General features: G+C 50.5%; 21 protein-coding genes. 5 read left to right on the forward strand and 16 right to left on the reverse strand.

Annotation, left to right across the window (positions count from 1 at the left end):
• Positions 1-40: 40 nt before the first annotated feature.
• The 4 genes from iscU to trmJ form a co-directional block, all read right to left on the reverse strand.
• Positions 41-424 carry a Fe-S cluster assembly scaffold IscU gene (gene iscU, locus DYA43_RS10840; RefSeq protein WP_020330644.1) on the reverse strand — a complete coding sequence of 128 codons (384 nt, stop codon included), beginning with the start codon at positions 422-424 and terminating at the stop codon, positions 41-43.
• 36 nt (positions 425-460) lie between these two features.
• Complete coding sequence (locus tag DYA43_RS10845) at positions 461-1,675, reverse strand: IscS subfamily cysteine desulfurase (RefSeq protein ID WP_020330643.1); 1,215 nt, start codon at positions 1,673-1,675, stop codon at positions 461-463.
• A gap of 26 nt (positions 1,676-1,701) precedes the next feature.
• Complete coding sequence (iscR, locus tag DYA43_RS10850; RefSeq protein WP_080650529.1) at positions 1,702-2,223, reverse strand: Fe-S cluster assembly transcriptional regulator IscR; 522 nt, start codon at positions 2,221-2,223, stop codon at positions 1,702-1,704.
• A 113-nt stretch (positions 2,224-2,336) separates the two neighbouring features.
• A complete protein-coding gene (gene trmJ, locus DYA43_RS10855; RefSeq protein ID WP_020330641.1) occupies positions 2,337-3,068 on the reverse strand; it encodes a tRNA (cytosine(32)/uridine(32)-2'-O)-methyltransferase TrmJ in 732 nt (243 codons plus the stop codon).
• A 179-nt stretch (positions 3,069-3,247) separates the two neighbouring features.
• On the opposite strand from trmJ, the gene suhB reads away from it, so the two are divergent.
• Positions 3,248-4,051: an inositol-1-monophosphatase gene (gene suhB / locus DYA43_RS10860; protein WP_020330640.1), complete on the forward strand. Its 804-nt coding sequence runs from the start codon at positions 3,248-3,250 to the stop codon at positions 4,049-4,051.
• 95 nt (positions 4,052-4,146) lie between these two features.
• Here suhB and DYA43_RS10865 read toward each other — a convergent pair whose 3' ends face one another.
• The 6 genes from DYA43_RS10865 to queA form a co-directional block, all read right to left on the reverse strand.
• Positions 4,147-4,695, reverse strand: coding sequence for an isochorismatase family protein (locus DYA43_RS10865; RefSeq protein ID WP_020429890.1), 549 nt, complete (start codon positions 4,693-4,695; stop codon positions 4,147-4,149).
• A gap of 85 nt (positions 4,696-4,780) precedes the next feature.
• Positions 4,781-5,728, reverse strand: coding sequence for a protein translocase subunit SecF (gene secF, locus DYA43_RS10870; protein ID WP_020330637.1), 948 nt, complete (start codon positions 5,726-5,728; stop codon positions 4,781-4,783).
• A gap of 14 nt (positions 5,729-5,742) precedes the next feature.
• Positions 5,743-7,596, reverse strand: coding sequence for a protein translocase subunit SecD (secD, locus tag DYA43_RS10875; protein ID WP_081094782.1), 1,854 nt, complete (start codon positions 7,594-7,596; stop codon positions 5,743-5,745).
• 21 nt (positions 7,597-7,617) lie between these two features.
• A complete protein-coding gene (gene yajC / locus DYA43_RS10880; protein WP_020330635.1) occupies positions 7,618-7,950 on the reverse strand; it encodes a preprotein translocase subunit YajC in 333 nt (110 codons plus the stop codon).
• A gap of 105 nt (positions 7,951-8,055) precedes the next feature.
• The gene (gene tgt, locus DYA43_RS10885; RefSeq protein WP_020330634.1) at positions 8,056-9,195 is read right to left on the reverse strand and encodes a tRNA guanosine(34) transglycosylase Tgt; all 1,140 of its coding nucleotides are present in this window, start codon (positions 9,193-9,195) and stop codon (positions 8,056-8,058) included.
• Positions 9,196-9,334: 139 nt separating this feature from the next.
• The gene (queA, locus tag DYA43_RS10890; protein ID WP_020330633.1) at positions 9,335-10,393 is read right to left on the reverse strand and encodes a tRNA preQ1(34) S-adenosylmethionine ribosyltransferase-isomerase QueA; all 1,059 of its coding nucleotides are present in this window, start codon (positions 10,391-10,393) and stop codon (positions 9,335-9,337) included.
• Between the two features lie 347 nt (positions 10,394-10,740).
• Between queA and DYA43_RS10895 the strand changes: the two genes are divergently transcribed.
• Positions 10,741-11,211, forward strand: a complete 471-nt coding sequence (locus DYA43_RS10895; protein ID WP_020429889.1) for a CBS domain-containing protein — start codon at positions 10,741-10,743, stop codon at positions 11,209-11,211.
• Between the two features lie 91 nt (positions 11,212-11,302).
• Here DYA43_RS10895 and aceA read toward each other — a convergent pair whose 3' ends face one another.
• From aceA to DYA43_RS10910, 3 genes are all read right to left on the reverse strand, one after another.
• Entirely contained in the window at positions 11,303-12,613 is a 1,311-nt protein-coding gene (aceA, locus tag DYA43_RS10900) for an isocitrate lyase (protein WP_020330631.1), read from the reverse strand.
• 120 nt (positions 12,614-12,733) lie between these two features.
• Positions 12,734-14,371 carry a malate synthase A gene (gene aceB, locus DYA43_RS10905; protein WP_061056819.1) on the reverse strand — a complete coding sequence of 546 codons (1,638 nt, stop codon included), beginning with the start codon at positions 14,369-14,371 and terminating at the stop codon, positions 12,734-12,736.
• A gap of 596 nt (positions 14,372-14,967) precedes the next feature.
• On the reverse strand, positions 14,968-15,873 hold the full coding sequence (locus DYA43_RS10910; RefSeq protein WP_020330629.1) for a hydrogen peroxide-inducible genes activator: 906 nt from the start codon (positions 15,871-15,873) through the stop codon (positions 14,968-14,970).
• A 199-nt stretch (positions 15,874-16,072) separates the two neighbouring features.
• Between DYA43_RS10910 and DYA43_RS10915 the strand changes: the two genes are divergently transcribed.
• The 3 genes from DYA43_RS10915 to ppk2 all read left to right on the forward strand — a co-directional run bounded on the left by DYA43_RS10915 (position 16,073) and on the right by ppk2 (position 18,522).
• A complete protein-coding gene (locus tag DYA43_RS10915) occupies positions 16,073-16,684 on the forward strand; it encodes a peroxiredoxin C (protein WP_020330628.1) in 612 nt (203 codons plus the stop codon).
• A gap of 255 nt (positions 16,685-16,939) precedes the next feature.
• Complete coding sequence (locus DYA43_RS10920) at positions 16,940-17,692, forward strand: copper homeostasis protein CutC (protein ID WP_061056820.1); 753 nt, start codon at positions 16,940-16,942, stop codon at positions 17,690-17,692.
• 53 nt (positions 17,693-17,745) lie between these two features.
• Complete coding sequence (gene ppk2, locus DYA43_RS10925) at positions 17,746-18,522, forward strand: polyphosphate kinase 2 (protein WP_061056821.1); 777 nt, start codon at positions 17,746-17,748, stop codon at positions 18,520-18,522.
• A gap of 15 nt (positions 18,523-18,537) precedes the next feature.
• On the opposite strand, the gene phoU is transcribed toward ppk2, so the two are convergent.
• The 3 genes from phoU to pstA are packed head-to-tail and all read right to left on the reverse strand — an operon-like array spanning position 18,538 to position 21,734.
• The gene (gene phoU / locus DYA43_RS10930) at positions 18,538-19,236 is read right to left on the reverse strand and encodes a phosphate signaling complex protein PhoU (protein ID WP_004729452.1); all 699 of its coding nucleotides are present in this window, start codon (positions 19,234-19,236) and stop codon (positions 18,538-18,540) included.
• Positions 19,237-19,260: 24 nt separating this feature from the next.
• Complete coding sequence (gene pstB / locus DYA43_RS10935) at positions 19,261-20,079, reverse strand: phosphate ABC transporter ATP-binding protein PstB (protein ID WP_020429880.1); 819 nt, start codon at positions 20,077-20,079, stop codon at positions 19,261-19,263.
• Between the two features lie 2 nt (positions 20,080-20,081).
• Entirely contained in the window at positions 20,082-21,734 is a 1,653-nt protein-coding gene (gene pstA / locus DYA43_RS10940) for a phosphate ABC transporter permease PstA (RefSeq protein ID WP_020429879.1), read from the reverse strand.
• Positions 21,735-21,743 lie beyond the last annotated feature (9 nt).

Here is a 21,743-nt window from a genome sequence, read left to right on the forward strand (position 1 = left end):
AATTAATTAAAGGGGGGAGCAGCCAGTGCTCCCTAATGAATTACAGTTCGTGTTTTTTCTTGTAATCAGCAACAGCCGCTTTGATTGCATCTTCTGCCAGAATTGAACAGTGAACTTTCACTGGTGGCAACTCAAGCTCTTCTGCAATTTCAGAGTTTTTGATTGCTGCTGCTTCATCGATAGATTTGCCTTTCACCCACTCAGTAACCAGTGAGCTTGACGCGATTGCGCTACCGCAGCCGTAAGTTTTGAACTTCGCATCTTCAATAATGCCTTCTGGAGACACTTTGATTTGCAGGCGCATTACGTCACCACAAGCCGGAGCGCCAACCATGCCGCTACCTACTGATGGGTCTTCTTTATCGAAAGAACCAACGTTACGTGGGTTCTCGTAGTGATCAATTACTTTTTCGCTGTATGCCATGATAGTTACCTCAAATCCTCTATATCCCTGGAACGATTAGTGGTGAGCCCATTCTACGGTACTCAGATCCACACCCTCTTTATACATATCCCATAGAGGAGACATGTCGCGTAGTTTGCTTACCGCTACACGAATCAGTTCGATTGCGTAGTCAACTTCTTCTTCAGTCGTGAAACGACCAAACGAGAAGCGAATTGAGCTGTGAGCCAGTTCATCATTCAGACCCAGAGCACGCAGTACGTACGATGGTTCCAGGCTTGCTGATGTACATGCACTGCCTGAAGACACTGCGATGTCTTTCAGAGACATCAGAAGTGACTCACCTTCAACAAACGCGAAGCTGATGTTGAGGTTGTTTGGCAGACGCTGTTCCAGATCACCGTTAATGGTAACGGCTTCCATATCTTTAATGCCGCTTAGCATGCGATCGCGCAGCGCAACTGCGTGGTCGTAATCTTTCTGCATCTCTTCTTTTGCGATACGGAACGCTTCGCCCATGCCCACGATTTGGTGGGTCGCCAGTGTACCAGAGCGGAAACCACGCTCATGACCACCGCCGTGCATTTGCGCTTCCAGGCGAATACGTGGCTTACGACGTACGTACAGTGCGCCGATACCTTTTGGACCGTAGATTTTGTGTGCAGACAGAGAGATCAGGTCAACTTTCGTTTCCTGAACATCAATCGGCAGTTTACCCGCTGATTGTGCTGCATCGACGTGGAATACGATTTTACGCGCGCGGCACAACTCGCCAATCGCCGTAATGTCCTGAATCACGCCAATTTCGTTGTTCACGTGCATGATTGAAACCAGAATCGTGTCATCACGCATTGCTGCTTCCAACTTGTTCAGATCAATCAGGCCATTGGTTTCAGGCTCAAGATAAGTTACTTCAAAACCTTCACGCTCTAGCTGACGCGTAGTGTCCAGCACGGCTTTGTGTTCGGTTTTGCAAGTGATGATGTGTTTACCTTGCTTTTGATAAAAGTGCGCAACACCTTTAATCGCCAGGTTGTCAGATTCTGTTGCACCCGAAGTGAAGACAATTTCACGTGGGTCTGCGTTGAGAAGATCCGCAATTTGCTCACGCGCGGTGTCTACCGCTTCTTCTGCCTGCCAGCCATAACGATGAGAACGCGATGCCGGGTTACCGAAGTTTCCGTCCATCGTCATGCACTGAACCATCTTTTCAGCAACACGCGGATCGACTGGGCAAGTTGCTGAATAGTCTAAATAAATAGGCAGTTTCATTTTTTACTCCAATGTAAACATTGCCGCTATGAGCGAACGTTAATACCAACGGGTGCCGCACCAATGGTGACTGTGTTCGAATTTTTGTGTGCAAGCCCTTGGCTAACCGCGAGATCAATATCTTGGCGGTCTGAAATTTCTAAGACTTCGTTATCAATCATCAGCTCACCGAGCGTAATGTTGTTCAGGAAGTCGCTGATGCGTGAGCTGAGGTCACGCCACAGAGTGTGCGTTAAACAACGCGTGCCACCCTGGCAATCGCCCTTGCCATTGCATTTCGTCGCGTCGACAGACTCGTCAACAGCGGCAATGACCGTACCGATTGAAATCGTTGTCGCGTCAGAACCCAGACGGTAGCCACCACCTGGTCCGCGAACACTCGCCACTAGGCCGGCTTTACGCAGCTTAGAAAAAAGCTGCTCTAAGTATGAAAGCGAAATACCCTGACGTTCTGAAATGTCCGCCAATGGTACTGGGTTTTGCTGCGAATGCAGAGCCACATCTAACATGGCCGTTACTGCATATCTTCCTTTAGATGTAAGTCTCATATCACACCGTATCCACATTGTTTCTGTGGATAGAAGTTTTTCATACCCGACAAAATTGGTCAAGTATTTATTTGACTAAATTACTCGGGTATTTAACCCTAGGGTAACTGTGGTCAATCTTTATGCAGCGCTTTCTTTTCTATCGCGGTCAGAACACCACGCAGAATATTCAGTTCCTGTTCTTCCGGACGCGCGCGGCTGAACAGGCGACGTAATTTGTTCATCACCTGACCTGGCTTCTCTTCAGAGATAAACTGGGTCTGTACCAACACCTTTTCAAGGTGGGAGTAGAACATTTCCAGCTCATTGTGACGGGGGTAATCCACTGGTTGTGAAGGTGGAAATTGCGCCTCTAGCTGGTTCAGATGTGCGACACGAATTTCGTAGCACAATGTCTGAACCGCCATGGCCAGATTCAGGGAGCTGTATTCCGGATTGGCCGGAATGGCGACGTGATAATGACATTTTTGTAGCTCATCATTGGTCAGGCCTGTGCGTTCACGGCCAAACACAATGGCGACTTTGCGCTGCAGGCCTTCCTGAGCGAATTTTTCACCGCATTCGCGAGGGTCAAGCATAGGCCATTCAAGTGTGCGGGAACGCGCGCTGGTTCCGACCACTAAGGCACAATCTGCAACAGCATCATCCAATGTTTCAACAATCTGAGCATTGAGCGCAATTTCGCTCGCCCCAGCAGCCAGTGCAATCGCCTGAGCGTCCACTTCACACTGCGGATCGACCAATACCATCTGTTTGAGCCCCATGACTTTCATCGCACGGGCCGCAGAGCCGATATTTCCCGAATGTGAGGTTCCGACTAAAACGACTTTAACATTGTCTAACATTGCGTTATTACACCACTCAATTTACAGCCGCAGAATCTTAACATAAACCTGAGTGAAATGGTCAGACCCTTTGTGGACATCGCCATCAAACGCGCAAAAAATAACCACTTCCCTTTTGCGAAAGTTTTGATATACTGCCGCCCGCTTTTTCGTTCTTTAACATCCTTTGGGAAATTCGTATGCATCCAATGCTAAACATTGCTATTCGCGCGGCGCGAAAAGCAGGCAACCATATTGCCAAATCTCTAGAAAACGCTGAGAAAATTGAATCAACTCAGAAAGGCACGAACGACTTTGTTACTAACGTAGACAAAGAAGCAGAAGCTATCATCATTTCAACTATCAAGAGCTCATACCCAGAGCACTGTATCGTTGCCGAAGAAGGCGGTCTTATCGAAGGTAAAGATAAGGACGTACAATGGATCATCGACCCACTGGATGGCACCACTAACTTTGTTAAAGGTCTTCCTCACTTCGCGGTTTCTATCGCGGTTCGCTTCAAAGGCAAAACTGAAGTCGCCTGTGTTTACGATCCAATGCTGAATGAACTGTTTACTGCTCAACGTGGTTCTGGCGCACAGCTGAACAACGCGCGTATCCGTGTTCAACCACTGAAAGATCTGCAAGGTGCCGTTCTGGCAACAGGTTTCCCATTCAAACAGAAACAGCATTCTGAGTCTTTCATGAAGATCATCTCTGCTCTGTTCATTGAATGTGCGGACTTCCGTCGTACTGGTTCTGCGGCTCTGGATCTGTGTTACCTGGCCTCTAATCGTGTTGATGGTTACTTTGAGCTGGGTCTGAAACCTTGGGATATGGCAGCGGGTGAACTGATTGCTCGTGAAGCAGGCGCAATCCTGACTGACTTTGCTGGCGGCACTGATTACATGAAATCAGGCAACATCGTAGGTTCAAGCCCACGCGGTGTGAAAGCAATTCTTAAGCACATCCGTGAAAACGGCAACAGCGCAATTCTGAAATAAGAACGCCCTGAGAATTCCAGCTCCGTCACAGCTGATAAAAAGCCCCGCAATCGCGGGGCTTTTTTCATACCTAAGTCATACCAATTGGGCACTGATTACAACAGAGCCAAGACATCCTGAGTGGTGCCGGTTTCGGCCAGACGCGGAAAAATCGCGTTAATCGCGTGCTGGTGATTATCAAGATTCAAATCCGTCATCGCATCGGTACATAACGTCACATGATAGCCGAGTTCAAACGCCTGACGGGCCGTTGATTCCACACCAATACTGGTTGCGATACCAACGATCACCACTTGCGTCACTCCCAACGCTTGCAACTGCTGATGCAAATCGGTGTGCATGAATGCCCCCCAAGTGCGTTTGGTGATCAGAATGTCATCGTCCTGACGGTGAAGTTCATCCACTAAAGTCGCCCAATTGTCCGGAACCGAATGCGAACCGAGCTTCTGGTCCGTACGTCCCGGCGCACCGCCTGCCACATTGACTAATACCACAGGTCGCTGTTGCTGATGAAACACATCAATCAGTCGGTTTGCCTGTTCAATCACACCCGGCACCGTATGCTGGGGAGGCAGAGCCACAATACCGCACTGCAAATCAATCACGATCAGTGCGGTTGTTTTATCCAATTGAGTAATCGCCATGCGCGCTCCTTTTCGTTAATGACAATAGAATGTTAAAAGTAACCATAAGAAAAAAGCCACTGAATCGTCAGTGGCTTTGAGGAGATTATGGCAGCTCGTCGAGATCTGCACCTTCTTTTTCCACTTGTGGTGGAAGCAGGTGCTCACGGGTAATTCCCAGTCTCAGAGCCAGAGCCGATGCGACGTAGATTGATGAGTAAGTACCGACGGTAATACCCAACAATAGTGCGGTAGCAAAACCATGAATGTTCGCGCCGCCCTGTACAAACAGAGCAATCACCACAAACAACGTGGTTCCGGAAGTGATCAGCGTACGGCTCAGCGTTTGTGTGATCGAAATGTTCATGATCTCAGCCGGTTCGCCCTTACGCAATTTGCGGAAGTTTTCACGAATCCGGTCAAAAACCACGATGGTATCGTTGAGCGAGTAACCGACCACCGTCAGCAGTGCCGCGACAATCGTCAAGTCCACTTCGATTTGCAACAGAGAGAACACGCCAAGCGTAATGATGACGTCGTGCGCCAGTGACAACACAGCACCGGCCGCCAGACGCCATTCAAAGCGCATTGAGACGTAAATCAGGATACAGATCAGTGATACGATGATCGCCAGACCACCCGCCTCTGTCAGTTCGTCACCCACGTTAGGACCGACGAACTCGATACGGCGCATTTCCACCGCTTTACCGGTACCTTCTTTGATAGCATCCAGAATCTGGTTACCCAGTGTCTGGCCTGCCATATCATCACGTGGACGCAGACGTACCATGACTTCACGGGCAGAGCCAAAGTTCTGCACCGTTGCATCACCAAAACCTTTCGCTTCCAACGACGTACGAATCTCTTCAAGGTTCGCAGGCTGCTCAAAACCGACTTCAATCAGCGTACCGCCGGTGAAGTCCAGGCCCCAGTTCAGCCATTTGGTCGACAGCGTGAAGATCGAAGCTCCGATCATCAGCAGCGACAGCATGAAAGTGACCTTCGACCAACGCATAAAGTCGATCGTTTTCTCTGCTTTCAGAATTTGAAACATAATAATTCCTGGCCTTAGATCGACAATTTGTTGATGCGTTTACCGCCGTACAGCAGGTTGACGATGCAACGTGTACCGATGATAGCGGTAAACATGGAGGTCAAAATACCGATAGACAGCGTGACCGCGAAGCCTTTAATCGCACCTGTACCTACGGCAAACAGAATGATTGCCGTGATCAGCGTGGTGATGTTGGCATCAGCAATGGTACTGAACGCGTTAGCATAACCCTGGTGAATCGCTTGCTGAGGATTGCGTCCATCACGCAGCTCTTCACGAATACGCTCGAAGATCAAGACGTTGGCGTCGACCGCCATACCGACCGTCAGAACGATACCCGCAATGCCCGGCAGCGTCATGGTGGCACCCGGAATCATCGACATCACACCGATGATCAGCACCAGGTTTGCCGCAAGCGCAACGTTGGCGATCAAACCAAACTTACGGTAGTACAGTGCAGTGAAGATCATCACCGCCAGCAGACCCCAGATACACGCCTGAATACCCATATCGATGTTTTGCTGTCCCATTGATGGACCAATGGTGCGCTCTTCAACGATAGAGATAGGTGCGATCAGTGCGCCTGCACGCAGCAACAGCGCCAGGTTGTGCGCTTCGGCAACAGAGTTAATCCCGGTGATGCGGAAGTTACGGCCCAGAGCTGACTGAATGGTCGCCTGGTTGATCACTTCTTCATGCTTGGTCAGAATCACTTTGCCTTCAGCGGTTTTCTCGCCACTGTCTTTGTATTCAGCAAACACGGTCGCCATCAACTTGCCGATGTTCTTTTTCGAGAACGCCGCCATTTTGCTGCCGCCTTCGCTGTCGAGCGAAATGTTTACCTGTGGACGACCGTATTCATCGGTGCTTGAACTTGCATCCGTGATGCTTGAACCGCCCAGAATCACACGTTTTTTCAGCACAACCGGACGGCCTGAACGATCCAGTTTGATTTCGCTGCCCGCAGGTACACGACCCGAAGCCGCGGCCGCTAGATCAGCTTTATCATCCACTTCGCGGAATTCAAGCGTGGCCGTTGCGCCTAAGATTTCTTTGGCACGCGCTGTATCCTGAACCCCTGGCAGTTCAACCACGATGCGAGTAGCACCCTGACGCTGAACCAGTGGCTCAGCCACACCCAGTTCGTTTACACGGTTACGCAGAATGGTGATGTTCTGTTCAACAGCATAGTTACGGATTTCCTGCAGACGCGCCTCAGTAAAGGTGGCAGTCAGAATGAAACGACCTTCGGTGTCTGAAGGAGCAAACGTCATATCACGGTGCTTGGATTCCAGTGCTTTACGCGCCTGATCGACCTGTTCGGCATCACGCAGCGTAATTTCCACTGAATTCGCCAGAGGACGAATCGCACGGTAACGGATTTTTTCTTCACGCAGTTCGCTGCGGAAAGCTTCTTCCTGCTGACCGATCAATTTCTCCATTGCCGCATCCATGTCGACTTCCATCAGGAAGTGCACGCCGCCGCGCAGATCGAGACCGAGTTTCATTGGCGCAGCGCCAATCGATTCCAACCAATCCGGAGTTGAAGCAGCCAGGTTTAACGCCACAATCTTGTCACTGCCTAACGCTTCGCTGATCACGTCGCGGGCACTGATTTGAGTATCGGTGTCGTTAAATCGAACAAGAATGGATCCATTTTCGAGAGCAATGGATTTATGAGAAAGGTGCGCCGTATCGAGCGCTTTGGTGACAGCATCCAGCGTTGACATATCTACAGAGGCGCCACGCGCCCCTGTAACTTGAATAGCCGGATCTTCACCGTAGATATTTGGAAGTGCATACAAGGCAGAGATGGCAATGGCAAACACCACCATCAGGTACTTCCATAATGGATAACGGTTTAACACAGCGAGGATCCTCTAGCTGTTTTATAGAGATTTCAGTGTACCTTTTGGCAGCACTGCAGTGACGAAGTCTTTTTTGATCACAACTTCATTGTTTGTGTTCAGTTCGATTGAGATGTAGTCGTTGTCTTCTGCAATCTTCGTGATTTTGCCAACCAGACCACCGCTTGTCAGAACTTCATCACCTTTGCCCATGGAGGACATCAGGTTTTTATGCTCTTTCACACGCTTTGATTGTGGGCGGTAGATCATGAAGTAGAAGATTACCGCGAACATGCCCAGCATGATCAGCATTTCAAAACCACCACCTTGTGGGGCACCTTCACCTGCTGCATGTGCTACAGAAATTAGACTCATTGAGAAACGTCCTCTAAGTTATTGTTGTGTAATTTTCGATTCTATTGGGCTACACCAGGTTAAATTCAAGCAGCTCAGTGCACAAATCCAACCTGGCGCACGAAATCACGCCTTTTCTTTTTGCAGCGGCGGCACTTCGCGGTCACGACGTGCGTAGAACTCCGTTACAAATTGATCAAAGCGGTCTTCATCAATCGCGCGACGAATGCTCTCCATCAGGCGCTGGTAGTAGCGCAGGTTATGGATCGTATTCAAACGTGCACCCAGGATTTCGTTACAGCGATCCAAGTGGTGCAGATACGATTTAGAATAATTTTTGCAAGTGTAACAGTCACAATGCGGATCCAGAGGTGATGTATCCGTTTTATGTGTTGCATTACGGATCTTGATCACACCGCCAGTTACAAACAGGTGGCCGTTACGTGCGTTACGCGTTGGCATCACGCAGTCAAACATGTCGATACCGCGGCGAACACCTTCCACCAAGTCTTCCGGTTTGCCCACGCCCATCAGGTAACGCGGTTTATCTTCCGGCAGTTGTGGACAGGTATGTTCCAGAACGCGGTGCATATCTTCTTTCGGCTCACCCACCGCCAAACCACCGACTGCGTAACCGTCAAAACCGATTTCAGTCAGGCCTTTGACCGACACGTCACGCAAGTCTTCATACACGCCGCCCTGAACGATACCAAACAGGTTGTTCGGGTTTTCCAGCTTGTCGAAGTGATCGCGTGAACGACGCGCCCAGCGCAGCGACATTTCCATCGATTTTTTCGCTTCATCGTGCGTCGCCGGGTAAGGTGTACACTCGTCGAAGATCATGACGATGTCAGAGCCGAGGTCTTTCTGGATTTCCATCGACTTTTCCGCGTCCATGAAAATTTTGTCACCGTTCACCGGGTTGCGGAAATGCACCCCTTCTTCGGTGATTTTACGAATATCACCCAGACTGAACACCTGGAAACCGCCTGAGTCGGTCAGGATCGGACCTTGCCAGTTCATAAAGTCATGCAGGTCACCGTGCATTTTCATCACTTCCTGACCCGGGCGAAGCCACAGGTGGAAAGTGTTACCCAGCAGGATTTGCGCGCCCGTCGCTGCCACTTCTTCCGGCGTCATGCCTTTAACCGTACCGTAAGTGCCCACTGGCATAAATGCCGGCGTTTGTACTGTGCCACGCTCAAAGGTCAGTTGACCACGACGAGCGGTGCCGTCTTTCTTTTTCAGTTCGAACTTAAGTTTCACTAAAGCCTCCAAATGTCAGAGAAACAGTCTGACGGATTATGTATCTGTGCCGCGTCAGGCAGGCATCGATACCACATCGCCCGGATAAGTGTCCTGACGATTCATAATAGATTGTGTTTATGACGTCACGCCTGCCGAATTAAGCTTCGACGGTTCGTTTACGGATAAACATCGCATCACCATAGCTAAAGAAGCGATACTGCTGCGTTACCGCATGATCGTATGCAGCCATGGTGTGCTCATAGCCAGCAAAGGCGCTCACCAACATGATGAGTGTCGATTCCGGCAAATGGAAGTTGGTGATCAAGCAATCCACCAACTGGTATTCATAACCAGGGAAGATGAAGATCTCGGTGTCACCAAAAAACGGAACCAGCTCAGTGCCCTTTTTCAGCGCATCTTGCGCTGCGCTTTCCAGCGAACGGACCGACGTGGTTCCTACCGCAATAATGCGGCCGCCACGGGCTTTGGTCGCGGCAATCGCGTCCACCACCTCTTGCGGCACTTCAACGTATTCCGCATGCATGTGGTGATCGTTGATATTGTCCACGCGCACCGGCTGGAATGTGCCCGCACCCACATGAAGAGTCACGTAAGCAAATTCGACACCTTTCGCCTTGATTTGCTCAAGCAGCGCTTGGTCAAAGTGAAGGCCGGCTGTCGGCGCAGCCACTGCGCCCGGCTTCTGGTTGTAGACGGTCTGATAACGCTCTTTGTCCGCATCGTCGTCAGGACGATCGATGTACGGCGGCAGCGGCATGTGACCAATCTGGTTCAGAATGTCCAGCACCACAGTTTCAGCGGTAAAACGAATCTCAAACAGCGCATCGTGACGCGCTTCCATAATGGCATGGAATTCATCGTTTTCGCCCAGAAACAGTTCGGTGCCTGGCTTGGGCGGCTTAGAGCAGCGCACGTGAGCCAGAATCGAATGTTCATCCAGCATACGTTCCACCAGCACTTCCAGCTTACCGCCAGAGGCTTTACGGCCAAACATACGTGCCGGAATGACTCGAGTATTGTTAAACACCAGTAAATCACCCGGTTCAACACAGTTCAGGACATCCTTAAAGGTGCCATCAACCAGCTCACCGGTGTTGCCGTCTAGCTGCAGCAGACGGCTGGCGGTTCGTTCCGCCATCGGATAGCGAGCAATCAGCTCGTCCGGGAGTTCAAAATGAAAATCTGAAACTTGCATGACTCTTTCTTGATTCTCTTGGCTTTCGCCTTTCTCGGGATAGGTGCGACGGTTTATTTCGCGGCGCGGTAGTATATACCCAAGTCATCTCAAGATACAGGATTGTGCACAAGTCAGGCGGGCCTTGAAAAGCAAAGGATTGTAATCAAAAGTGACATGCCAATCGCTCCGCTCAGCCAGTGAGGCCATAAAAACCGACTTAACTCTCAGATATTTATCCACAAAAAAACTATAGTTATAAGCAAAGAAGCCGCCGTCATCGCCGAGCCCAGAAGCTCAGCCTAAAGAGGCGTATGACTTGCGGTCAGATGGGTATTTTACAGTCTCAGAAGAAACAGGAGTTGGTTATGATCAAGGTCGAAGACATGATGACTCGCAACCCTCACACCTTGTTGCGTTCCCATACTTTAGCCGATGCCCGTCATATGATGGAGGCACTGGATATTCGCCATATTCCGGTGGTCGATGCCAACCGTAAACTGCTTGGTATCGTCACTCAGCGCGACATTCTCGCGGCGCAGGAATCCAGCCTGCAAAGATTACCAGCCGAACAATCTTACACCGCCGATACCCCACTCTACGAAATGATGCACACGGAAGTGATGACGGTCGCGCCGCAGGCCGGATTAAAAGAGAGTGCCCTTTATATGCAAAAACATAAAGTGGGCTGTTTGCCGGTGGTGGCAAAAGGTGAGCTGGTTGGCATCATTACCGACAGCGATTTCGTCTCCATTGCCATCAACTTGCTTGAATTGGCCGAAGAAAGTGAACCGGATGAAATTGAGCAAGACAGTGATTTGGACACCACTGAGTTGTGATGAAAAACCAATCAAAAAAAGAGCGACCGAAGCCGCTCAAAGAGTGTTGCACAGATTATCGTTTTTAACTCACTGAGGTAAGGGAACTCAGTTAAAACTGGTCTTCTTCTGTAGAACCAGTCAGGGCAGTGACCGATGACTGACCACCTTGGATGGTGTTGGTCATCTTATCAAAGTAGCCGGTGCCCACTTCTTGTTGGTGGGCCACGAAGGTGTAGCCTTTTTCTGCTGCCTGGAATTCACGACGCTGAACCATTTCCACGTAGTGACGCATGCCTTCACCCTGTGCGTAAGCGTGCGCCAGTTCGAACATGTTGAACCACATGTTGTGAATACCGGCCAGAGTAATGAACTGGTATTTGTAGCCCATGTCCGCCAGTTCCTGCTGGAACTTGGCAATGGTTTCCGCATCCAGGTTTTTCTCCCAGTTGAACGATGGCGAGCAGTTGTAAGCCAGCAGTTGATCCGGATACTGAGCGTGAATCGCTTCCGCGAACTTACGCGCCTCTTCCAGATCCGGTTTTGCCGTTTCACACCACACCAAATCAGCGTATGGCGAGTAAGCCAGACCACGGGCAATCGCCTGATCAATCCCGGCACGCACACGATAGAACCCTTCCGCCGTACGCTCACCAACGATGAAATCAGCATCGTATGGATCGCAATCTGAAGTCAGCAGGTCAGCCGCGTTGGCATCGGTACGCGCAATCACCAGAGTGGTGGTACCCGCCACGTCAGCCGCCAGTCGCGCCGCAACCAGTTTTTGCACCGCTTCTTGAGTTGGAACCAATACTTTACCGCCCATGTGACCACATTTTTTGACTGACGCCAGTTGGTCTTCGAAGTGTACGCCCGCAGCGCCCGCTTCAATCATCGACTTCATCAGCTCGTAAGCATTCAGAACGCCACCAAAGCCCGCTTCCGCATCCGCCACGATAGGCAGGTAGTAATCAATACCGCCTTCATCTTCTGGTGATTTACCGCCAGACCACTGAATCTGGTCGGCACGGCGGAACGCATTGTTGATACGCTTCACCACGCTCGGTACAGAGTCAACCGGGTAAAGCGATTGGTCCGGGTACATGGTGCCCGCGGTGTTGTTGTCCGCCGCCACCTGCCAGCCCGACAGATAAATCGCTTCGATACCGGCTTTCGCCTGCTGCACCGCCTGACCACCCGTCAGCGCGCCCAGACAGTTCACATAGCCTTTCTTGGCATTACCATTGACCAGTGACCACAGTTTGTCAGCACCGCGCTGGGCGATTGTATTGGCAGGTGTGACTGAACCACGCAGGTTCACCACTTCTTCGGCGGTATAGGTACGTTTTACGTTTTTCCAGCGTGGGTTAGTTGCCCAATCTTTTTCCAGAGCTTCAATTTGTTGGCGGCGAGTCAGTGTCATAATCTATCCCTTCTTGTAATACGCAGCGCTCGGCATGCGCATGGTCGTCCTTTTCGCTATCAGTACAACAGGCTCTGATATTGAATCGTTAGTTTCACGTTACTGTTGGTATAAGTGGTATTACGCTAAGTAGTCGTAACCCGGTATGGTTAAGAAATTGGTCAGTTCATCACTGGTGGTCAGTGTTTCCATCAGTTGCGCGGCTTCTTCAAAGCGGCCTGCATTGAAACGTGGCTCACCGATTTCCGCTTTTACCACCTCGATTTCCTCCGCCAGATAATCGCGGAACAACTGTTTGGTCACCTGTTGGCCGTTATCGAGCGATTTACCGTGCTGAATCCATTGCCAGATAGAGGCGCGGGAAATTTCAGCCGTCGCAGCATCTTCCATCAGCCCATAAATCGGCACACAACCATTGCCAGAGATCCAAGCCTCAATGTATTGCAGCGCAACGCGAATGTTGTGGCGCATACCCGCTTCGGTGCGCGGACCGTCACACGGTTCCAGCAATTCCTCAGCGTGAATCGGTGCATCCGACATGCGGCTGACATCTAACTGATTGCTGCGCTCACCCAGTACTTGGTTGAACACTTCCATTGCGGTATTTGCCAAGCCCGGGTGTGCAACCCAAGTGCCATCGTGGCCGTTGGTCGCTTCCAGCATTTTGTCGTTGCGAATCTTCTCCAGCACCTTGGCATTTTCTGCCGGATCTTTCACCGGAATGAAGGCCGCCATACCGCCCATCGCAAACGCGCCGCGTTTATGGCAGGTGTAAATCAGCAAACGTGAGTAGGCGTTGAGGAACGGTTTGTCCATCGTCACCACCTGGCGATCCGGCAGCACACGGTCGCTGTGTTTTTTCAGCGTTTTGATGTAGCTAAAGATGTAATCCCAGCGGCCGCAGTTCAGCCCCACGATATGCTCTTTGAGTGAGAACAAAATCTCATCCATCTGGAACACCGCAGGCAGAGTTTCAATCAGCACCGTGGCTTTGATGGTGCCCGTTTCCAGCCCAAAGTAATCTTCGGTGAAATGGAACACTTCACTCCACCATTTCGCTTCCTGATACGCCTGCAGTTTTGGCAGATAAAAGTACGGGCCACTGCCTCTTTTCAGCAACGCTTTGTAGTTGTTGAAGAAATAGAGCGCGAAGTCGAACAGAGCACCGGGAATAATCTGGCCGCCAAAAGTGACGTGTTTTTCTTTGAGGTGCAGGCCACGCACGCGGCAGATCAGCACCGCAGGATCGTCCGTCAGCTCGTAACGCTTACCGTTGTCCGGGTTGGTGTAACTGATGGTGCCGTTAACCGCATCACGCAGGTTGATTTGGCCATCCAGTACTTTGTCCCACGCTGGCGCCATTGAGTCTTCAAAATCAGCCATGAACACTTTTACGTTCGCATTCAGCGCGTTAATCACCATTTTGCGATCCGTTGGACCAGTGATTTCTACGCGGCGATCCTGCAAATCTTGCGGAATCCCCAGGATTTTCCAGCTTCCTTCGCGAATATCTTGCGTCTCTTTGAGGAAATCTGGCAGTTGGCCTTGGTCGATCTGACTTTGTTTTTGTTCTCGCGCTGCAAGCAGCGTGTCGACACGTGAGGCAAACTGAGCACACAACTCAGATAAAAAGGTTTGGGCTTCCACAGGGAAAATCGCCTGATGTGCCGAAGACAGAGTTCCGGTCACCTCAAGCATGCCTTCGCTAGTAGTGGATTGGCGGTGTGCTAAATCTTTGTCTGGCGTTTGAGCAAGCATAACGTCCTTCCTTAGAATCGTTCTCAAGACCTCATTTGTAATTTTCAGACTACAAATTTCATCTTGCGTTTATTGGGCTAATTTGTTCCCCCGGTGTCTATACACTCCCTCAGAGCCGGGTCATTTTCAAGACTTCCTAACCTAGACATAAGTCTTACAAAACTTAATTAAACCTTACCCGATAAGGCGTTAAGCGAAAAGACCAAAAGTTAATCAAAGGTGAAATTTGAAGTTTTATTCCGTTTCAAACTCATGCTTGAAATGCTAGGTAAAAATGTAAGTTATTACGTAATAAAATTACATTAATTCTAAAGTGCAAAATCGATTTAAAACAGCACGGCATCGCATCACGACGTGGATCAAAGGTTGGGTTTTAAAGGCGGGAAGTGAAATCGCAGCGGATTTTTGAAACAACATCCGGTGTGAAATCTGTAAAATTTACTTTGTGAATTTTTACGATTTTATGAAAGGTTCAAAAATAAGTTTCTGTAAAATTTTACAATTAAAAAGTAACCAACAGAGGAATAAACCAGAAAACACGCCAGACTCAGCGTGTTTTCACTAGGATTTTTTTATCTTGCTGGTACGACTATTCGCTATAGCAGTTCAGAAACTACATCTGCCAAGCGTTCAAAAGTGTGACTGCGCGACGAACTCGGTCGCCATACCAAGCCAATTTCACGATACGCCTGTTGTCCTGGTGGGTCGATCACCACCAAATTCTGGTTGTCCAACAAACCATGTTCAATCGCCATCTGCGGAATAAACGTTGTGCCGAGGCCATTGGCCACCATCTGTACCAGCGTATGTAAACTGGTGGCGGTAAAAGGGTTAATCTTCTCTTTGTCGGTCAGTTTACATGCCGAGACCGCATGCTCTGTCAGGCAATGTTCGTTTTCCAACAGGAACACCGACTCGTCCGGCAAGTCATCGTATTTGATGGGTACGCGAATACCATCCGCCTGATGACGACTGATCACCATGCGAAACGGATCCTGGCCAACCACACGGCTTTCCATATTGCCAATCTCCATCGGCAACGCGAGGATCAGCACATCCAGTTCACCATTACGCAACGCCGTCAGCAGATTAGCCGTGGTGTCTTCACGTAACAGAAGATGTAGGTTGGGATAGCGCACATTCACTTCCTGAACCAGATCGCACAGCAGAAATGGCGCGATGGTCGGAATACAGCCCAATTTCAGCTGCCCTTCCATCTCTCCGCCCTGACACTGTTTCCCCAGTTCAATCAGATCCTGACCACGCGCCAACAACTCGCGGCTGCGTTTTACAACCTGTTCGCCCGCATGAGTGAACACCAGCGGACTTTTCTTATCTTTCTTTTCAAATAGCGGGCAACCAATCAGCGCTTCAAGGTTCTGAATGCCTTTACTCAAAGTCGACTGGCTGACAAAACACCGCTCCGCCGCATCACTGAAATGACGAGTCTCATGCAGTGTCACCAGGTAATGCAGTTGCTTCAAACTAGGCCATTTAATCATCGTGTTTTAGTCTTTGTTCTGTATCCATTTTTTTCATCGAGCAAAAGATAAGCTCATCGCTTTTTTCGATTAACTCAATCTATTTAATTCGCTTTTTTCTATACTACATTCTGTACTATAGTTTGTCTCGTACATACACGGACTGGGTCCGCTATTGTCTGCGGTTCCGGAACTAACCATTAATCTTAGGAGCAAAAAAATGGTACTAGTAGGTCGTCAAGCCCCTGATTTTACTGCTGCAGCAGTGCTAGGTAACGGTGAAATCGTTGATAACTTCAACTTCGCTGAATTCACTAAAGGTAAGAAAGCGGTTGTTTTCTTCTACCCACTAGACTTCACTTTCGTTTGCCCATCTGAACTGATCGCATTCGACAAACGTTTCGAAGACTTCAAAGCGAAAGGCGTAGAAGTAATCGGCGTATCTATCGACTCTCAGTTCTCTCACAACGCATGGCGTAACACTGCGATTGAAAACGGCGGTATCGGTGAAGTTCAATACCCACTGGTTGCTGACGTTAAACACGAAATCTGTAAAGCATACGACGTAGAGCACCCAGAAGCGGGCGTTGCTTTCCGTGGTTCTTTCCTGATCGACGAAGACGGCATGGTACGTCACCAAGTAGTTAACGACCTGCCACTAGGCCGTAACATCGACGAAATGCTGCGCATGGTTGACGCTCTGAACTTCCACCAAACTCACGGTGAAGTATGTCCTGCACAGTGGGAAGAAGGTAAAGCTGGTATGAAAGATTCTCCAGCGGGCGTAGCTGCTTACCTGTCTGAGCACACTGCTGACCTAGGCAAAAAATAATTGAAACACTTAAACACCCGCGCTCAACTCGGGTTTGTGGTTGGAATCTTATAAGCGAATAACGCAACGCCAATCAGTTTAAGTAAAGTCATTTCAAGCCCCGGACATTGTCCGGGGCTTTTTTACATCCTTTACCCTGCAATATAGGGAAACATGCACCCACAAAGTTTACCCCTATTTCTCCCCCCCGGCAGACAGACGAGACAACTCAGGCTTGCTACACTTCGTCCACTGTTTCTCATGAGTAATCTGACAATGTCTTATCAACTTGAAGTGTGTATCGACAATATTGAATCTCTGCACAATGCGATGGCAGGCGGCGCGACGCGTATTGAACTGTGCTCCTCATTGGCCTTGGGTGGCTTAACTCCCAGCTACGGTTTTATGCAGCAGGCCGCGAAGATCGCGAACATTCCGGTGTATGCCATGATTCGGCCACGTCAGGGCGATTTCTTCTACAGCGATGAAGACATCGCCATCATGGTTCTGGATATTCACGCCGCGCACCAGACCGGGCTGCAAGGCGTAGTACTGGGGTTACTCAATCAAGATGGAAGCATTGATGCTGAGCGCAGCCAAGACTTGGTCTCACTGGCACAGTCGCTGGGCTTGGGCGTCACTTTTCACCGCGCGTTCGATCAGTGCAGCGATGCGTTTTCCGCACTGGAAACGGTCATTTCGCTGGGTTGCGAACGCATCTTGACCTCAGGACTGGCGCGCACAGCCCCGCAAGGCGCGAACATGCTGACAGAACTGGTTCAACGCAGCGCCGGGCGCATCGCGATCATGGCGGGTGCTGGCGTCAATGCCGACAACGTCGGCCAGTTGGCGCAGACTACCGGAGTCACTGAATTGCACTTGTCTGGCAAAACCACACGTGCCAGCCACATGGCTTTTGTTGCTCAAGAGACAAAAATGGGCGCCAGCGATCAAGACGATTTCATCGTGCCGATCACGGATACCGATGCGATTCGCCGCACGGCATCCGTTCTGAAATCAATCAGCTAGCTCTGTTTATCCCCTCCGTCGGTGCTATGATTTTGTTATCAACGGAGGGAACTATGACCAAACTAAAAAGAAAATTTTATGAGCAGGAGCTGGAGCGTCTGCAAGTTGAGCTGGTGAAACTGCAAGAGTGGGTCAAACACGAAAAACTCAAAGTCGTGGTGATTTTTGAAGGGCGTGATGCCGCGGGCAAAGGCGGCGTCATCAAACGCATTACCGAAAAACTTAACCCGCGGGTGTGCCGCGTAGCCGCATTGCCGGCTCCCACCGAAAAAGAGAAAACCCAGTGGTACTTTCAGCGTTACGTGACACATTTACCTGCTGGCGGTGAAATCGTACTGTTTGACCGCAGCTGGTATAACCGCGCCGGAGTCGAGAAAGTGATGGGCTTCTGCACGGGCGAAGAGTACGAAGAGTTTCTGCGATCCTGCCCGGAGTTTGAACGCATGCTGCAACGTTCCGGCATCATTCTGCTCAAGTACTGGTTTTCTGTGTCCGATGAAGAGCAGGAAAAGCGCTTTCTGGAACGGATCAAAACCCCAATCAAACGCTGGAAATTCAGCCCGATGGATCTCGAATCCCGCCACCGCTGGGCCGATTACTCCAAAGCCAAAGACAAGATGTTCGCCTACACCGACACCAAACATTGTCCGTGGTGGGTGGTACCGTCAGACGACAAACGTCGCGCGCGCCTCAACTGCATCAGCCACCTGCTGAGCCAAATAGAGTACCGCAACGTTGAGTATCCGCTGGTCACTCTGCCTGAGTTAAATAAAGAGGGTTACGTCCGCTCACCTGTGGATGAACAGACGTTTGTGCCGCTGAAATATTGATGGATGAGTGAGTGGTTAGCGCAGGGCGTCGTTGATGCCCTGATCGCCTAAATGACGCACGTCTTTGCCTTTGACGAAGTAGATGATGTATTCGCAGATGTTCTGACAGCGATCCCCCACCCGTTCAATCGAGCGCGCCGACCACATGACTTGCAGAATGTGCGGAATATTTTTCGGGTCTTCCATCATGTAGGTCATCAACTGACGGATCACCGCTTCGTACTCTTTATCCAGCTTGTCATCGAGCTTGTACACTTCAGCAGCCGATTCCACATCCATGCGCGCAAACGCATCCAGCACCTGATGCAGCATCGCAATCGCCTGACGGCACAACGGCTCCAAAGACACCTGAAATTTACTCTCTTTGGTCGACGGACTTTCAATCGCCACATACGCCATTTTGGTCGCCACATCGCCGATGCGTTCCAGATCGGTGATGGTTTTGATGATCGCCATAATCAGGCGCAGATCTTTGGCCGTAGGCTGACGTTTGGCAATAATGCGCGTGCAGGCTTCGTCGATCGACACTTCCATCGCGTTGACTTTGTGATCATCGCGCACCACTTTACGCGCCAGCTCAATGTCATCTTTATTGAGCGCCTGCATAGCAAACGACAACTGCTGCTCCACCAATCCACCCATAGTTAATACATGAGTTCGAATAGACTCCAGCTCAACGTTAAACTGCCCTGAGATATGTCGTCCTAATTGCATGATGAATCCTTCACTTGTTGCCGGTTAGCCGTATCGGCCAGTAATGTAGTCTTCGGTCTGTTTTTTCAATGGTGACGTGAAAATAGAATCGGTATCTGAGTACTCGATCAATTTTCCCATATGGATAAAGGCAGTGTGGTCGCTGACCCTTGCTGCCTGTTGCATATTGTGGGTCACGATCACCACGGTGTATTTGGTTTTCAGATCGTGGATCAGCTCTTCAATCGTGAGCGTCGAAATCGGGTCCAGCGCCGAGGTGGGCTCATCGAGCAACAACACTTCGGGCTCAATCGCAATCGCACGTGCGATCACCAGACGCTGCTGCTGGCCGCCAGACAGACCAAACGCGTTTTCATGCAGGCGGTTTTTCACTTCATCCCACAGGGCGGCCGCGCGTAATGAACGCTCCACCGCATCGTCCAGCGTACGGCTGTTTTTGATCCCCTGAAGGCGCAGTCCGTAGACAACGTTCTCGTAAATGGACTTTGGAAACGGGTTCGGACGCTGAAACACCATCCCCACCCGGCGACGCAGAGTCGGTACATCCACTTCCGGCAGATAGACATTCTTACCGTGCAGTTTGACTTCGCCCTCAACCCGGCAACCTTCCACCAGATCGTTCATGCGGTTAATGCAGCGCAGCAGGGTCGATTTGCCACAGCCCGACGGACCGATGAACGCCGTAACCTGACCTTTCGGAATCCGCATCGAAATATCGCTCAGCGCACGGGTCTGGTTGTAAAACAGATTTAACCCTTCGATCGCGATCGCGGTCTGTTTGTCGGTTAAGTTGTTGACATCCAGAGGTGGTTGGTACCCCAGTGTTTGGTTGACAGAAAACATGTTTAATCTTGTCCTAAGGTTCGATATTTCTCACGTAGATTATTACGAATGCTGATGGCCGTGAGGTTCAGCGCCACAATGACCGTCACCAGTAAAAATGAAGTGGCGTACACCAACGGCCGCGCAGCCTCAATATTGGTGGTCTGAAAACCGACATCATAGATGTGAAAACCAAGGTGCATGAATTTGCGCTCCAGATGCACAAACGGGAACTCGCCATCCACCGGCAGACTGGACGCCAGTTTGACCGCCCCCACCAGCATCAGTGGTGCCACTTCGCCTGCCGCACGGGCAATCGCCAGAATCAGTCCTGTAATCATAGCAGGGCTTGCCATCGGCAGAACAATGCGCCAGATGGTTTCAAACTGCGTCGCACCCAGTGCCAATGAGCCATGACGTACGGAGATCGGAATGCGCGTCAGGCCCTCTTCGGTCGCCACAATCACGACCGGCAGTGTCAGGACCGCCAGCGTTAGAGCCGACCATAAAAGCCCCGGCGTGCCAAATGTCGGAGCAGGCAAACGCTCGGCATAAAACAGGCTATCGATGGAGGCACCGATGGTATAAACGAAAAAGCCGAGACCAAACACGCCGTATACGATCGATGGTACACCTGCGAGGTTAATTACCGCCACGCGAATGATGCGGGTGAACGCATTATCTTTGGCGTATTCGTGCAGATACACTGCCGCGACCACGCCGAGTGGCATGACGATAATCGACATGATCAGCACCAGAAAGACCGTACCGAAAATCGCCGGGAAAACGCCGCCTTCCGAGTTGGACTCGCGCGGATTGTCCGACAGAAAGACCCATACCTGCTTGCCCCATTGAACGATTTTCTGCGTCAGGTTCATGTCGTTCGGGAACCAGTAATCAAGGATCTGACTCAGTGGAATACGCACGGTATCGCCTTTCATATCCTGAGCAATCAACACCTGGCGCTCCATCTGAGCACGCAACGAGTCCAGATGCTCTTCAGCTTTGGCCAGTTGCTGCTCCAACTGCGCTTTGCGCTGCTGGTACTGGGTCAGATACGCCTCGTCCAGCTTGCCATTCAATTCGCGGCGCCGCTTTTCCAGTCGCAGCTTTTCAATGCTGCTGCCAATGACACGAATCTGTTCATTGACCACCTGATCGATCTGCTTACGCAGCACATCCGCTTGCTCCAGACCTTGCTCAAGCAGCGTATCAATATGTTCGCTGACATTGCCATTAACCTGTTCATATCCGACAGGCTTACCGTAAAACTGACCGTCGCGGGCACGTTCTATCACAATCCAGCCATGCGGCTTGGTCGGCTCAGACAATTTCATGCTCAGCATCGAAACAAAATCAGCGCCATACAATTCGCGGTTGGCCACTTTAATACTTAAGCGGGTCGCGGTGCCTGTCTCTTTAACCGCAGCGGGCAAGTCAATCCCCATCTCGCTCAGATGGCTCACGGGCACCGACTCGGTGGCGTACAACTGCCCCACTAACATTTGGCCGTTGGCGTCTTGCCATTGATATAAAGGCGCCGGCCAGAAATAGGTTAAACCTTTCCAGCCAATCAACAACAACAAGCCGAGAACGGAAATCAGACTGATACTGACCGCCCCACCCGTTAACCATATCCATGGGGCGCCGGAGCGAACCCAATTTATCGTTTTCATCGCATCCCC

The organism is Vibrio fluvialis, assembly GCF_900460245.1.
In the GTDB taxonomy this organism is placed as follows: Bacteria; Pseudomonadota; Gammaproteobacteria; order Enterobacterales; family Vibrionaceae; genus Vibrio; species Vibrio fluvialis.

Bases quoted from the DNA above. Each gene is read 5' to 3' on its own strand.
- DYA43_RS10895 (WP_020429889.1), top strand. From the start codon at position 10,741: ATGATCAAGGTCGAAGACATGATGACTCGCAACCCTCACACCTTGTTG.
- secF (WP_020330637.1), bottom strand. From the start codon at position 5,728: ATGTTTCAAATTCTGAAAGCAGAGAAAACGATCGACTTTATGCGTTGG.
- DYA43_RS10915 (WP_020330628.1), top strand. From the start codon at position 16,073: ATGGTACTAGTAGGTCGTCAAGCCCCTGATTTTACTGCTGCAGCAGTG.
- iscR (WP_080650529.1), bottom strand. From the start codon at position 2,223: ATGAGACTTACATCTAAAGGAAGATATGCAGTAACGGCCATGTTAGAT.
- iscU (WP_020330644.1), bottom strand. From the start codon at position 424: ATGGCATACAGCGAAAAAGTAATTGATCACTACGAGAACCCACGTAAC.
- DYA43_RS10865 (WP_020429890.1), bottom strand. From the start codon at position 4,695: ATGGCGATTACTCAATTGGATAAAACAACCGCACTGATCGTGATTGAT.
- pstB (WP_020429880.1), bottom strand. From the start codon at position 20,079: ATGTTTTCTGTCAACCAAACACTGGGGTACCAACCACCTCTGGATGTC.
- trmJ (WP_020330641.1), bottom strand. From the start codon at position 3,068: ATGTTAGACAATGTTAAAGTCGTTTTAGTCGGAACCTCACATTCGGGA.
- phoU (WP_004729452.1), bottom strand. From the start codon at position 19,236: ATGCAATTAGGACGACATATCTCAGGGCAGTTTAACGTTGAGCTGGAG.
- queA (WP_020330633.1), bottom strand. From the start codon at position 10,393: ATGCAAGTTTCAGATTTTCATTTTGAACTCCCGGACGAGCTGATTGCT.
- DYA43_RS10910 (WP_020330629.1), bottom strand. From the start codon at position 15,873: ATGATTAAATGGCCTAGTTTGAAGCAACTGCATTACCTGGTGACACTG.
- ppk2 (WP_061056821.1), top strand. From the start codon at position 17,746: ATGACCAAACTAAAAAGAAAATTTTATGAGCAGGAGCTGGAGCGTCTG.
- suhB (WP_020330640.1), top strand. From the start codon at position 3,248: ATGCATCCAATGCTAAACATTGCTATTCGCGCGGCGCGAAAAGCAGGC.
- yajC (WP_020330635.1), bottom strand. From the start codon at position 7,950: ATGAGTCTAATTTCTGTAGCACATGCAGCAGGTGAAGGTGCCCCACAA.
- DYA43_RS10920 (WP_061056820.1), top strand. From the start codon at position 16,940: ATGTCTTATCAACTTGAAGTGTGTATCGACAATATTGAATCTCTGCAC.
- pstA (WP_020429879.1), bottom strand. From the start codon at position 21,734: ATGAAAACGATAAATTGGGTTCGCTCCGGCGCCCCATGGATATGGTTA.
- aceA (WP_020330631.1), bottom strand. From the start codon at position 12,613: ATGACACTGACTCGCCGCCAACAAATTGAAGCTCTGGAAAAAGATTGG.
- aceB (WP_061056819.1), bottom strand. From the start codon at position 14,371: ATGCTTGCTCAAACGCCAGACAAAGATTTAGCACACCGCCAATCCACT.
- DYA43_RS10845 (WP_020330643.1), bottom strand. From the start codon at position 1,675: ATGAAACTGCCTATTTATTTAGACTATTCAGCAACTTGCCCAGTCGAT.